This window comes from Nocardioides zeicaulis (assembly GCF_042432345.1).
GTDB lineage: Bacteria > Actinomycetota > Actinomycetes > Propionibacteriales > Nocardioidaceae > Nocardioides > Nocardioides zeicaulis.
The window spans coordinates 326,868-340,533 of record NZ_JBHLXH010000001.1 but is presented as its reverse complement, the minus strand read 5'-3'; the positions used below and the strand labels follow the sequence as shown (position 1 = coordinate 340,533).

The 13,666-nt window shown below is 66.0% G+C and carries 6 protein-coding genes; 3 read left to right on the top strand and 3 right to left on the bottom strand.

The genetic code is table 11. The features are described 5' to 3' along the window. Positions 1 to 381: 381 nt before the first annotated feature. Together ACFFJG_RS01700 and ACFFJG_RS01695 are read right to left on the bottom strand one after the other, a co-directional pair. The gene (locus ACFFJG_RS01700; RefSeq protein WP_378516886.1) at positions 382 to 1,185 is read right to left on the bottom strand and encodes an alpha/beta fold hydrolase; all 804 of its coding nucleotides are present in this window, start codon (positions 1,183 to 1,185) and stop codon (positions 382 to 384) included. Between the two features lie 326 nt (positions 1,186 to 1,511). Next, positions 1,512 to 2,177: a hypothetical protein gene (locus ACFFJG_RS01695; protein WP_378516885.1), complete on the bottom strand. Its 666-nt coding sequence runs from the start codon at positions 2,175 to 2,177 to the stop codon at positions 1,512 to 1,514. Positions 2,178 to 2,580: 403 nt separating this feature from the next. Here ACFFJG_RS01695 and ACFFJG_RS01690 point away from each other — a divergent pair, with 403 nt between their 5' ends. From ACFFJG_RS01690 to ACFFJG_RS01680, 3 genes are all read left to right on the top strand, one after another. Next, positions 2,581 to 3,036: a hypothetical protein gene (locus ACFFJG_RS01690; RefSeq protein WP_378516884.1), complete on the top strand. Its 456-nt coding sequence runs from the start codon at positions 2,581 to 2,583 to the stop codon at positions 3,034 to 3,036. Positions 3,037 to 3,246: 210 nt separating this feature from the next. Further along, the gene (locus ACFFJG_RS01685; protein ID WP_378516883.1) at positions 3,247 to 4,473 is read left to right on the top strand and encodes an AlbA family DNA-binding domain-containing protein; all 1,227 of its coding nucleotides are present in this window, start codon (positions 3,247 to 3,249) and stop codon (positions 4,471 to 4,473) included. A 330-nt stretch (positions 4,474 to 4,803) separates the two neighbouring features. Continuing rightward, positions 4,804 to 6,975 carry a KAP family P-loop NTPase fold protein gene (locus ACFFJG_RS01680; protein ID WP_378516882.1) on the top strand — a complete coding sequence of 724 codons (2,172 nt, stop codon included), beginning with the start codon at positions 4,804 to 4,806 and terminating at the stop codon, positions 6,973 to 6,975. 193 nt (positions 6,976 to 7,168) lie between these two features. Here ACFFJG_RS01680 and mobF read toward each other — a convergent pair whose 3' ends face one another. Beyond that, a complete protein-coding gene (gene mobF / locus ACFFJG_RS01675) occupies positions 7,169 to 13,417 on the bottom strand; it encodes a MobF family relaxase (protein ID WP_378516881.1) in 6,249 nt (2,082 codons plus the stop codon). Positions 13,418 to 13,666 lie beyond the last annotated feature (249 nt).

Below are 13,666 nucleotides of genomic sequence, written 5' to 3'. Positions count from 1 at the left end.
GCAGCGCGAGCTCGGCGCTATTCTGCGCCTTGCGCTGTGCCCCGGCTGCGGGCAGCTCGACGGTGTGCGCCTGCACCGCGACTGACTTCGGGCTGAGGAAAGTCAGCCACCGATCGCACGATTGCACCGCGCCGTCGCACGCAGCCGGAGGCCCCCTTCCGCCTTTAGAAGGCTGGATGTCAGCTCGCACGCGCGGGATAGGCGTGGTCGACAGGCGGCGGTAAGACGCACCCCATGAAGGCCTCCTCACGGCTGATCCGGGCAACCATGCGATATGCCCCTGATGTGGCCACCAGAAGTGCGGATTGCCATCCGAGAAGAAGTCGCGTGGGGCTGGCTGCGTTCGAGGGGGCAGCTCGTGTTTGGCTGTCTCAGCGCGTGCTAGACCGCCGCGTCGGCAGACTGGATCAGTGACAGGACCGTTTGCACAACGACGTCTGGTCGTTCGAGCGCGATCTGGTGGCCCGCTCCTTCCACCTCGACGATCCGGCCCCGTTCCGACATGGACGCCCAGGCGCGCTGCCCGGCCAGCCAGACCGCGTGCAAACGCTCGGGCTCCATCACCGACGGGAACTCCGTGACGGTACCGTGCATTACCACCAGCGGCACCGTTCCGATGCGCGGGAAGGGGTCCAGAGCGGCATACGAAGCCACCACGTCCACACGCTCGATGTTCGTCTGCGGGTCCTCGAAGTCGTCCAGGAAGGCCTTCACGGCCATGACGTCGGGATCCTCCGACCCGTCACCGAGTGCATTCGCGACTGCCACACCGATCGCTTCGTGGAAGGCGGGCCCACTGCCGTCGAGCAGCACGACAGCACTGACGTCTGCCGGTCGCTGCGCCGCCCATGTCATCGCGACGGGGGCGCCCATCGAGTGGGCGACGAGCACGATCGGTCGTGCCACACCCAACGCAGTGATCACCCCGTCGAGCTCCTCAGCGAGCTCTACGAACGTCCGGGTGCCCGAAGGTGGGTCGCTGTCCCCGACCCCGAGCCGGTCGTAGGCGCAGGTACGGACCGACTCCCCGAGCCGCTGATGCACCGACGACCACGCCTGGGACATCGACTGGCCGTAACCGGCCACCAGTATCACGGTCGCAGGACCCGCCCCGATGTTGCGGACCGCGAACTCTCGGCCCCCCACGGACACCGACGCCGTCAGACGAGGTTGGCTGCCCGTCATGGCCTCGAAGGTCCAGCGGCGTGAAGGGCGTTGGTCACGCCGTTGCGTTGAGCGTGAAGGTTCGAGTTCAAGTTGAGCCTTTCGATAGGGATGTGCTGGATGATGATCAGCGGACTGCAGGGTAGCGGCGTAGTCAGCCTCGCAGGCGAGCGGCGACTGGTGGGCCCGACCAGGAAAGGTGCCGCTCGGAGCTGCAGCGTTACTCCCTTCCGCTCGATACGCCGTTCCGGCCAAGTCGCGCCGCCTCCCCCCCGAAGCTCATCTCGGCAGAACGGATGTTGCGAGCGTCCCGACAGGCGGCGGTGTGACGCATGACGAAACCCGGGTTACGAGTCCTCACTAACCACTGGACCACCGTCCCCACGCCACTGGAGACGCGGCAGTCTGTGATCCAAGTCGTAGCGAGCGATCACAGCGTCTAACGCCTCACGAGCGTGCGGTTGCCAGTCACGCATCTCTTGCGACCCTCGATCGAAGACGTCTACTAGGGCGCTCAGCATCTGGAGCGTTCCGCCGACGACTGCTATCGCGTTCTCGGTTCGAAAAGCAACGTAGTGCCAGTCGACCCCGCGATCGAGGTCCGGACGCTCAATCGCTTCTCGAAATTCTGCGTCGGCGTGGACGGCCCAACCGCGAAACCGGAACAGGTCCGAGATGCGTCGTTTGTACTCGGGCGCGGCGACCGGCCGGATCTTTAGGTGATAGCGCAGCGTCTCGAACACAATTGAGTGTCGCGCCGTACGGCGTCCGTTGGCGCGCGGCGTTCGCCACCTCTCGCGATCAGGGTGGTCCGGCGACCGCGCCTGGACTGACGCGTAGAACGAGTCCACGGCGAAGGCAGCCGCGGAAATCGTTCTCATGGACGCCCGGAGTTCCGCGTCCAGCAGGTCTTGGAGGGCTTGCTCATCCGGTGGCGGCGTAGGTCCTTTGAGCGACTCCACCTCGGCCGCGATCGCCGTCTGTGCATCTAGTGCGGCGATCGCTCCGTCCACGGCTTCGTGGAGCCAGTGCGACCACAGCTCGACGCGCAGCTCTGGCGATACCGGGTCCAGCTCAACTTGGCCGTCGTCCGTTACCCGGACTCGGATCGACCCGGGCGGCAGCCGCAATTGGGCACCACGCGGAAACATAACTCCTGGCACGGAACGAGATTAGGCGCTTAGTCGGCCGGCACCGGCCCCGCGCGGCCGAAGGTCTTCGCGGCGGAAAGGGCAACCACGCGGCCAGTTCGGGTTCACGCTTCGCCGCGCAGGGTGGCGCCGCGTCCTGCCACTTCCGATACTGCCGGAGTCGCCGCGCGAACAGACCCGGGCGTTTCGTGGCGAAGAGATATTGGGGTGACGTGGCCCGAGCCGTTCAGCGCCAGCGAGGTCGTTGACGGCACACTAATCTCCCATGAACGACTCGCACCCGAAGTTCTCAATGCCGGCCCTCGAAGAGCTTCAACGTGGGATCGACTCCCAACGCGTTACGGCGGAGGCCCTAAACGCCTCGATCCAAGAGGCCCAGGACCGAAGGTGGCAAGCAGAGGACGAGCGGGTCGAGCGCGAGAAGTTGTCCCTTCAGCTGACCGAGCAGCTGGCGACAGCCCAACGCGACCTCGTGCAGTCGCAATCCCGTCTCCTCCAGATCCAGCGCGATCAGGCGAACGAATCTCGCCGTGACCGACGGATTCAGTACGCGATCTTGAGCGTCGCCGTGGTTGCGCTAGTGGTCGCCATCTCTGCGCCGGTCGCGCTTGAGACCAAGAGCGTGGGCTGGGTATTGGTCAGCGCGCTAGGAACCCTTGCCGTATCGGCGCTCGCTGCGGCCCTTCTAATCCGTGGCCGAAAGTCAGTCACACCGAGTTAGGAACCGTGTCCCTGGGGCGCCAAGGCGACCTCTCGTCACGGCGCCAAAAGTGCCCATCGGCAGATTGGGACTCCTGAGCGACGCCGGAAGGCGGCGGTTAGACGCGCAGGAGTCGCCGCGGCCACGTTTGGAAGTCCGCGAGGCGCAGTGCCGCGTCCGACGGGCCTGAGCCCGCCCGCCCTGTCGGAGGCATTGCCTAGAGTCCTGCACGTGAGCTACGTGCAGATCGGAACCAGTCGGGTACGCCTTGAAACGTGGGAGGACATCCTTCTGGCTGTTGGTGAGGGCCTGCTCGACGAACGTTCCTACTGCGAACTCAAGAAGGGTCTCCCGCCGCCCGGACAGAACACTGAAGTCTCACGCGACTTGGCCTCCTTCACCGTCGAAGGAGGGGTGATGGTCTATGGGATTAGCGACGCCGGCGCTGGGAGGGCAGGAGAGGTCGTCGGCATCGCCGACCCCGAATCTGCTAAGACCCGACTGGTCGGGATCGCCATGGGCAAGGTTTCTCCCGCGATGGTCTGCGACGTGCGTGTCGTCATGGATCCCGACGATTCGGCACGCGGGTGCGTGATCGTTGAAATTCCGCCCTCCCCTATCGCTCCCCATCAAGCCGATGAGCGGTATTGGGGGCGGTCCTCCGAAGGCAAGCGGGTCCTACCCGAACCGCACGTCGCCAACATCTTCGCTACGCGACGCAATCGCGACGATGGGCTGAACGAGCACCTGCTCGGTCTTGCCGGAACCTTCGACCCTGTCCCTGCGCGGGATCGCTCCCATGGACACCTCTACTTCACCGCCGTCCCGCTCACGCCACCGGTGGGACCGCCTCCGTGGGATCACAATAAGCGGCCGATGGAACTGGCGGTCGAGGCCCGATTCCCTGCCCACGAGTACGGCGGGGGCGACTTAACTTCGCTTAACTACACCGAGACACACCCTCGGGGAATCATGGCGACGTCTGTGTCGGACCGCGAACTCGATGAGCTGTACGCCAAGCGATTGCTCATCCGTGACACCGGCGGGGTCGACTTCGCGGCAGGACTTGGCACCCGCAGTCGCTACACGGGTGGCAACAGTCCCAAAGCCACGGTGGTGCCGCTCAGCGTCGTCCTTATCCACGTCGACCAGTGTGTCCGTCTAACCGCCCACGTTGCCCGATTGCGAAGCGACAGCGGCACCTGGCACTTGGGTGTCCATATGACATCGCTTCTCGGCGTTCCGTCCGGGGCCGCACTCGACGAGAGATCGTTCGAGCGTGCGGCGAAGTATCCCGAAGAGACCTTCACGAACGACGTGTATGCACCGGCAAGCGAGATGAGCGACTCGCCGCAGCGCGTCGTTGAGGCACTGATGACCCCGCTGGCGCGTGGTCTCGGGGCGCTGCGCGCCTTTCCCTATGAATCTCCCGTCGAGTTCATGCGACGCAATGTCTAAGACCGGCGAGGGGCTTGTTAAACGAGCACGGAGGCATCGCGCGCTGGCTCAACCGCGCGTGATTCGCGTCCTCGGGCGGTCAAACCGGTGGTTGGCGTTGATGGGCCGACAGGCGGCGGACGAACTCAACGGCCCCCGAGTCTGATACCGCAGCATCCTTGAAGAAGCCACAAGCTTGACGATGGCTCAAGAAAGCGGTTCCTACGCGGCTGGTTCGCGCCGACCGATCGTGCGCGGTGGAGACTCGATGAGACGCCACGCGACGAGCGTGCTCGGTCCGTCGCCGATCTCACGTAGCGTCGTCCCCGCCGATGCCACTAGGGGGATGTGATGGTTGAGAATCTAACTCTGAGCGACGAGCCGCTCGACCCTTCGCAGCCCGCACAAGACCGACTGGGCCATGCATCGCTGGCGCAGCGAATCGCCGAGGTCCTCGAAAGCTTGCGATCTGAAGACAGCTCCAGCGTTCTTGCGTTGATTGGCGCCTGGGGCGCTGGTAAGACGTCGACTTTGCGTTCAGTCGCTTCGCGCGTGGAGACCATGGAGGGTAGATGGCTCACTGCCACATTCAACCCTTGGCTCTTTTCGGACGAAGAGTCCTTGCTCTTGGGGTTCTTGAAGACGCTTCAGGATGTGATGCCACGCGATCGGCGGTGGAAGCGGGCACGTGAATCTGTAGGCAGGTTTGGCCAGGCGATCAGCCCTCTTGGAAAACTGACTAGCCTGGTGGGGGTTGACTCATCCAGCATCTTGGAGTCGTTCGGTCGTCGCTTGGCCGAGGGGCCTAACGCAGCAAAGGCGCAGGCCATCTTGACAGGAGAATTGAAGGCGCTCCAACGTCCCATCCTAATTATTTTCGACGACTTGGATCGACTGGCTCCTAGTGAATTGCTTCAAACGCTAAGACTTGTGCGATTGGTGGGTCGCCTTCCTCACGTTTACTACTTGCTCGCCTACGACGAAGAAACGCTGCTTGAGACCTTGTCCCGAACTGAGCTCGTGGGCGATGAGCGAGGACGGGCCCTAGATTATCTCGAGAAGGTCATTCAAGTGCGCTTGGACATGCCACCCCTCCGGGATCACCAGGTTTCCGAATTGTTCAACGATTACTTCTTCAATGGTCTCTTAACGCGTGCTCCGAGTGTGACTATCGATGAGACGGCCGCTGAGCGACTCGGTAAGGCGTACTGGGACACTCTCATCCACACGCTCCGGACGCCGCGGTCAATCAAGCGCCTATTCGCGCAGGCAGAGGTCGCGGCCGGACTCGCCGCGGAGGGAGAAGCTGATCTCGTCGACCTTTTCCTCATCAACTACATCAGGACGCATGAGCCGTCGCTTTATCGCGCCCTTCCGAGGCTCCGGGGGGACCTGCTGCGAACTCCTGCCGGTCTATTTTCAAAACAGCGGGACTTCGCAGAGCTGCTCGAACAGTGGCGGGATGCATTGAAGAAGGCACATGTCCGTGCTGACAACGTCGAGGGCCTCCTGAGGTTGCTTCGAGTCTTGTTCCCCGCGCTAGATGCGAAGCTCTCTGGCTCGTCCCTGCCGCGCGGTGACTATGACATGGTGGCACGACGCCGCGGCGTTGGGCATGAGGACTATTTCGATCGATACTTCGCTCTTGAGGTGCCACGAGAGGATCTTCCAGACGCAGTAGTCGCCGAGGCATTCGCGGCCGCAGATAACGAGACGCCGTCATCGAATATCGATGCAGTACGCGATACTCTAGCGAAGGAGCCAGGTCGCGTTCTGCGCAAACTGGAATCGCAACTCAGGATCGCTGATGACTCTGTATTGCATGCCGTCCGATGGGTCGGGGCTGCCTACCATCACATGCCAACAGACCAGGGTTTATTTGACTATCGAGGCCGAAGTGAGGCGGAAAAGTTCGTCGAGCGAATCTTCTCACAGGTGGACGATGAGCGCGGGCTCCAAATGTTGTCGGAAATGTGCGACACAGATGGCGGCATTCTTCTCGCCGTGACCGTATGTGCGTCAATCTTGCGCGACGGACACGAACCTGCAATACATTGGCGGGAGCGAGCTTCGGCATTCGTGGCGCAGAGAGTGCTTGTCGCGATGGATCCATATACCGACGAACCTCTAACTGCCCTCGGGAACCGGCCGATGCACTTCCTGTGGATGTGGTGGCATGTGGACCCCGAGGCCGCGACCGGGTGGGTTCGCGCTCAGATCTTAGAGGGGAGATGGGACGCTCTGGAGTTCGTTGCCGCCAACGTTCCGATCGCCGTCGGGGCCACAGGCGAGGTCATCTCACAGTTTGACGTGGCAGATTTGGAGCGTTGGGTGCCTCTTGACTTCGTTCTTGAGCGCTTGCGTCCGGACTTGGAGCGGCTGGCCGACGACATCGAAAAGTTCGATCGTTGGGAAAAGAAGCCGACCCCCGAGAATCTTCGACTCGCAGCACTCAAGGCATTGGCGGCCTTAGCCGCACGACGGCAGCCAGGCGGAGGCGCGCAGCAGGATAATTCCGAATAGGTCGCCCGGGCCTGAGACAAGCGGTTGAGACGGCGACGGAAAGGCTTGCGTCCTTCTAGGCCGTTCGCAGCAGTTCGACGCACGCCCATTCTGGGCGAATCGGGGCACATTCCGTTGCCTCTGATACACGCCGTGACGACGGGTGCCTGTGCCATCGCGGTTCCCCGTGTTCCCGTCAAGGCGGGCGTGAGACCTAGCGCTGGGGTGGTGGGGGCTCGGGTGTCCGTGGTGATGGGAAGGCGGCGCGGTCTGTGTCTGGTCGCTGGGAGTTGACTGCCATGGTTTCCACCGCCTGGTTGGACTCATTGTCTGTGTCGAGGATGAAGGCGAGTCGGTAACGAAGGTCTCTGGCGGGCCGGTCGTTGAGTGGCGAACCTCCGATGGCAACCCTGATCGTTGTCTCGACGTCGTCGCACAGATACTCGGCACGCTGGATGGCGTCTGCGGTGGCAGGCCAGTCGGGCTGTCCCACGAGTCTGGTGTCGAGGCTGCGGGCGAGAGGAGCCCATCGTTGGGCTGGAGGCCTCGTGGATGCGATCTGCATGCGTGCCTGGACGTGGCTGACGTTGGCAAGGTCCCCTCGGGCGGTCTGCCGTGGGTCGAGGTTCCATGTCGTCACGGCATCGCGGAGCGCGCGAGCTGTATCGGATTGGGGGATCTCGAGCCGGGTGCTGATGCGGTGGGTTCCTGCCATCCAGGCGTGGCGTGGGCGTGCTGCCAAGACGCGTACGGCGGCGGAGTGGGCTTCGTCAGGGTGAAGGTTGGTGAGGCGTTCGGTGATCAGGCGGTCGCCGAGGGGTTGCGCGCGGTCAAGTGCTGCGGCGAGCGCTGCTGGTCCGGCGGACGTCATGAGCGCCGCGGGGTCGAGGCCGGGGGGGAGGCGGGCGAAGGTGGGGTCGAGGCCGTGGGGGGTGAGGGTCCAGTAGTCGCGTTCAGCGCCGACCTGGCCGGCGAGGTCGGCGTCGGTCGCGACGACTGGGCCCACCGGTCGGGCTGTTTCTGGGCTTGTGGCTTGTGTGATGGCGGCGAGCTGGCGGGCTTGTTCGTCGGTGAGGGCGGTGCCAAGGGGTGCGAGGCCGAGGTAGCGGCCGGCGGTGGTGAGGGTGACGGCGATGGCGTCGATGGGGCCCTCGACTATGACGGGGATGGCGCCGTCGGCGATGAGGTCTTCGGATGCGCCGTAGAGGTGGGCGCCCTTGTGGAAGAGCGGGGTGTTGGGGGTGTTGAGGTACTTCGGTCCCACCTTCCCGCCATGGGTTTGGTCGTCAGTCAGGTCGGGGTGGCGTCTGCCGACGAAGCCGAGGATCTCGCCGCGATGGGTGATGGGGAGGATGAGTCGGTCGCGGAACCGGTCGATGAGGCGGCCGCGTGACGAGGTGGACGCGAGTCCGGCGGCGAGCATCTCAGCGTCGGTGACGCCTCGAGTTCGGAGGTGGTCGACGAGCGTGGTCCAGCCGGCGGGGGCGTGCCCGGGACGGAAGTGTTCGTCGCCTGCAAGGTCTATCCCGAGGCGTTCGTGGAGGTGGCGTCGTGCCCACGAGCCGTCGAAGTTCGCCTCGAAGTAGGACTGAGCGAGTTGGTTGACCTGGAGCATGCGTTCGCGGGTGACGGGGGAGAGGTCCCAGTCCTCGGCGCGCTGGAACATCACCCCCAGTTCAGCCGAGCTGAGTTCGAGCGGCACGGTGCTGAGGTCGCGGACGAGGCCCGCGACGGTGAGGTCCGGCTCGACGAAGTCCTGCGAGTCGACGTCTGTCTCGCCTTCGTCGGGTACGGCGGGTGCCCCGGCGTTGGTGTCGGCATCGACCGGCTCGTAGTCGTCAATCCCGTCGAAGTCACGGTCGTGATCGGCGGGGAACTGGACGAAGGTCCCGGGGTCGACCTCGACACCGGACCACAGGTCCGCGGGCGGCGGGTCGAGCTGGTCATCAACCGTGTTCCCGTGAGGGATGGGGTCAAGTGCGATCGAGGTGTGCCACACCAGCACCTGGCATTCATCCAATCCCCTTTCGGCGTGAGAGGTGGTGCTGCCATCGACGGTTTCTATTGCGCGGCAGCCGCCGAGCAAGTCCTCAAGTCGCCACCCACGCTGGATCGCGTGGTCGATATTGGTGACCAACGCGGGCCACCAGGTGCTCGTTCGGATGCGCTCGGTCACGTCGACGCCGAGGAGGTCCGGCAGCATGCAGGACCACGTGCCGGAGGCCCGTGCCGCCTCCGGGCTGACGACGTGGGCGGCTACAGCGGGGGTGAGGTGACGTGCCATTCGCCACCACAGAGCGTCAGCAGCGTGGTCGTCCGGGAGTGGGTTGCCTGTGGAGGCTGCGCTCCGCAGCAGCTGCTGCGCGGGCAGACCTGCTCGCGACATCGCGGCCAAGCGCTCAGCAAGCAAGGGCGTGAAGTCGTCGTCGTGGATCTGTGGTGCGAGCGAGACGAGGAGGTGCCGCCATTCGAAGAGGGCAGGAGTGCTGGCGACGGTTATGGCTCGCGCGAGCTTTCGTTGGTAGGTGGCAGCGGCCTTCTGGAGCTGGCGCGGACCTGTGGGCCGACGATCGTCATCGGCGACCTGCATCGCTGCCCGCCAGACCTCGACGTCACGGATGGCGTCGAGGGTGGGAAGGAGGCCGTTTTGCGCCCAGAGCGGCACGTTGGTCTGCTCGGCGATCTGGGCACGCAGGTCGGCTTCGAGCGTCCTGACCAGTTGTGCCCGCTGGGTGAGGTAGCGGCCCCATTGGGGGTCTTCGGCGAGTAGCCGTGGAATGCCTGGCATCCACGGCATCGGGCCGGGGCGCACGGTCGATGGCGGCGATCCGAGCGACGGGGGATGCGTGGTGGCGTGTCTGGAGGTGGCGGTGGCTGTGTCGAGACGCCAGTCGAGCACGGCGGCGCGGTCGGTGGCCGTGTCCAGGTCGCCGGCGGTGACCGTTCGTGTCAGCAGCGCTACGGGGTCGTGGCCGTCGGCTGCGAGGAGCAGGAGATGGGCGCGGAGGGTCGGCCACGCCGGCTCGTCGGACAGACCTGGCACGACAAGGTTGGCGGTGACGTCGAGCTCGTCGACCGTGTTGCGTGCGGGAGCGTTGTCTGCGGTTGTAGCGCCATGATCGACGGTTGCTGGAGTGGCCGCGGCTGGGTGGCGGCGGAGGATGTCTTCGGCTGCGACATGGAGGCTGTCGAGGTACCGCTGGGCGGCCTGTCCGAGCCGGAGGGCGGGGTCTGTCTGCTGGTGGAGAAGGCTGGTGGCGGAGTGCTGGGTGTCGTCGCGGGCCAGGACCTGCTCGAGGATGTCGGTGGGTGTTCGGGGATGGATGAGGGTGGGGTGGATGACGGTGTGGCGGTCGCCGTCGCCGACGACCTGGAGGTAGAGGTGGTTGGCATCCGATCCGCGGGTGAGCATCGTGTAAAGCTGCTGGCGTGACTCGGCGCCGGTGGCGAGGCCGTGCATGGTGTCGGCGGTGAGGCCTTGGGCGGCGTGGATGGTGCAGGCGTAGCCGAGGGCGGTCGAGCGTGCGACGTAGTCGCGGGGGAGCCGGATGATGCGGTGGTTTCGGATGTGTCGGGCGGTGAGGTCGCCGTCGTGGTGGATGTGGAGCACGGTCCATCGGTCGCCGTTCTTGACCCAATCGGTGGCGGACGTGCGCAGCCGGCGGTTGTTCTCCCGGGTGATGATCTGATCCCCGACGGACGCGTCGTTGTCGTCACCGAGCCGAGCGGTCGGCCCGGCGATCGGAGGGGTCGATCCGGTGCTGTCGGAGGATGACTGGTGGACGCGGTGTGCTTGGGCACGGCGGTTCAGGTGGCTAACGAGGTCGCGGGTCGGGGCGAGCATGATCGAGTCCCGGCCGTCGGCACGGTCGAAGAGCCAGGCGTTGAAGACGTCCTCGCTCAGGGCGGTGAGGTCGCCGACGTGGATGCGACCGCGGTCGAGGTAGAACCCGAGCGCCTCGGTCCTGCCGTTGCGTAGGGCTAGGGAGGCGGCTCCTTCGGCGGGGTCGGTGAACCGGACGAGCTCGCTGAGCTGGAGGGCACCGTGGGTGGTCTGGATGTCGCGGAGGACGCCGCCTGCGCCGATGGCGGTGAGCTGTTGGTCATCGCCGATGAGACGGACGCTGCCGCCCTGGGCGAGGACGTAGGAGACGGCTGCGTCGAGGGAGAGGGTGTCGGCCATCCCGGCCTCGTCGATGACCACGAGCGTGGTCGGCCCGATGTCGGCGACCCAGTCCGGGGTCCCAGCGACGGCCGCAGGTGAGTGTGGGGTTGAGGCTGGGAGTGGGCCGGCTGCTGATCCGCTGCTCGTGCCGTCTCGCAGTTGCAGGGCGTGGGTGAGCATGGCCAGCGTCTCGGTCCGCACCCCTTCATGCACCGCTAAGGGTGCCGGTGTCGCACCTTCGGCAGATGCTGGTGGGGAGGTGATGGCGGTGCGTAGGGCGTCGGCTGCGGCGGCGGATGGGGCGAGCCCGACGATGGTGCCGCCGGCGTCGGTCCACGCGCGGGCGAGGGTCCGCATGGCGGTGGTCTTGCCGGATCCGGCGGGCGCGATTGCGAGCTGCAGTCGAGCACCAGAGGTGGCCATCTCTCGTACGAGGGTGGCTTGGCCCGCGTTCAGCGCGATGCCGTTGGCGGTCGACTCCAGGAGTGCCAGGTCGACCGTGCTGGTGTCGACGGTGTAGCCGTCGCGGCGGCCGGCGGCGTCAACCAAGCGCTGTTCGGCAGCCAGGATCCGCTGCGAGGTGTACAGCTCTGAGCCGGCTGAGGTGTAGACCGAGGTCCCGTCTGTGCGGCGCAGCACGTCGGGCTCCGCGACCCCGTCTGCATCCGCCAACGAGCTGGCGCCGGGTCGCGCGAGGGACACAGACCCGGTATCGAGGACCTCGCCGACCAGCAGATCGACGACCCGAGCGACTGGGCCGGTCGGCACGTTCGCGGAGCGAACCTGACGCTGGGCTTCGGCGTAGACGTGCCAGTACTGCCACGTGCTGCGTGTTTCCTCGAGCGTGGTGGTGATGCGGTCGACGGTCGCGGCGAACCATGCCGAGTCTGCAAATACGCCTGCGCCCGCCGCCTGCGACCTCCCAATGCGCGTGGGGTGGAGTGCAGCGTGCACCATCGCGGCGACCTGCGCGGGGGTGCCGAGCACCTCGATGGCCTCGCGGTGCCATGCCTCGCGCTGTTCGGCCAGGGAGCGTGGTTCGTGCTTGGCGTCGCGGGTCTCGAGTGTCGCTTGCTGGGCGAGCTGGAGGGTTTCGACCGGTGTCGGCGGCCGCCCATGCGTAGCCTGGAAGTCGACGACCAGGACAGCGCGCCGCGCCTCGACGCTGGCACGCCGCCTCGAGAACCGGGCGTTCAACCGAGGGTCGACACCGACGATCTCGCGCACCGGGTGCTTGCCTCGATCCGCGCCAGTCCTGTCGGCCGTGCCTTCACGGCGCTCCTCGAACCGAACACCGAGCGCATCGGTCAGGTGGCGTTCGAGGGCGGTGTTGTAGGTCTCGGACGCCGACACGATGGCCTTGTGCAGCGGTCGCCCGTCGATCGCCAACCACTTCCCAGCCACGGTTCCGGTGACTGGGGTGACGGTTTCGACCTTGTTGGCGACGGCGACGTGGGTGTGGAGGTCGGGGTCGCCGGCGCGCGAGTCGCGGTGGGTGAACGCGGTCGCGACCAGCCCGCGGACGTCGACCTGCCGCACGCCGTTGGCGCCCTCGCGCGTGTAGAGCGCGGTGGTCTCGAGGAAGGTGAGGGCGTCGTGGACGGCGGCCTGGTGCGCGCGTTCGATGATCACAGCGGTGGTGGGGTCGGCGATCGCCCAGAGCGTCGAGACGCTCTTGACGGGGGAGAAGGTGAGGTCGTACCCGGCGACGGCCGTGGTCTTCGGGCGGGAGTGCTTGGCGATGGTGGCGGCGAGCTCGCGGGCCCCGTCGGATCCGGGGGAGGGGTCGCGACCGTGCTCGGCGCGGAAGAAGTCGCGAGCGACCTCGGTGCGCACCCGGGCACGTTCCGCGGCGGGTACCGGATAGTCGGGGCGCACTCCGTAGTCGGTGTTGACGGCGGCGAGCCGCTTGGCGACCTCGATCCGGAACGAGCTGACGTCGTGGTCGTACACCTTGAACGGCGCCCCAAGACGAGCCACTGTCCGGTACTCAGCGTCGGTCGGGCGGGGGAGTCCTGGCCGGCCGATGCGGAGGTCAAGGGCGTGGGTGCGGGTCGTGGCGAGAGGGTGGTGGCCGGCGCCGAACAGGTTCTGCATCTGCTCGGCGGTCACCACGTCGCCGGCGTCGAGGCCGTCGATGCCGGCCATCCCGGACCCGACCCAGACGCCGGGCATTTCGCCCTTCTCGGTGTAGTACGACGCGAGTCCGACGTGGCCCTTGTCGGTGGCGTCGAGCGCGGCGACCTGCCGAGTCAGGTAGTCGTACCCCGACCCGGCGGTGAGCTTGTGCAGGCTCATGGTCACCCGCACCTACGTGCCCGACTCCGCCCGCGACGGTCGCCCGCGCGGCAGTGCGCGCGGGTGGGGACGCCGACCGTCATCGGAGGGGACCAGCCGGCAATGCAAGAGGTGTGTGTCGCTTCGTTTTTCTGCCCCAGTGCGGGGGGATGTACTGCAGCGCGCGCAGGTCGGGGCTTGCGAACTCCGTTGGCGGGGATCTTGCTCGGTCCAAACTTGGTGAACGCGGGATAGGGGACTGGTGCCGTA

Coding starts and splice junctions, on each gene's coding strand:
- ACFFJG_RS01700 (WP_378516886.1), bottom strand. CDS start 1,185: ATGACGGGCAGCCAACCTCGTCTGACGGCGTCGGTGTCCGTGGGGGGC.
- ACFFJG_RS01690 (WP_378516884.1), top strand. CDS start 2,581: ATGAACGACTCGCACCCGAAGTTCTCAATGCCGGCCCTCGAAGAGCTT.
- ACFFJG_RS01680 (WP_378516882.1), top strand. CDS start 4,804: ATGGTTGAGAATCTAACTCTGAGCGACGAGCCGCTCGACCCTTCGCAG.
- mobF (WP_378516881.1), bottom strand. CDS start 13,417: ATGAGCCTGCACAAGCTCACCGCCGGGTCGGGGTACGACTACCTGACT.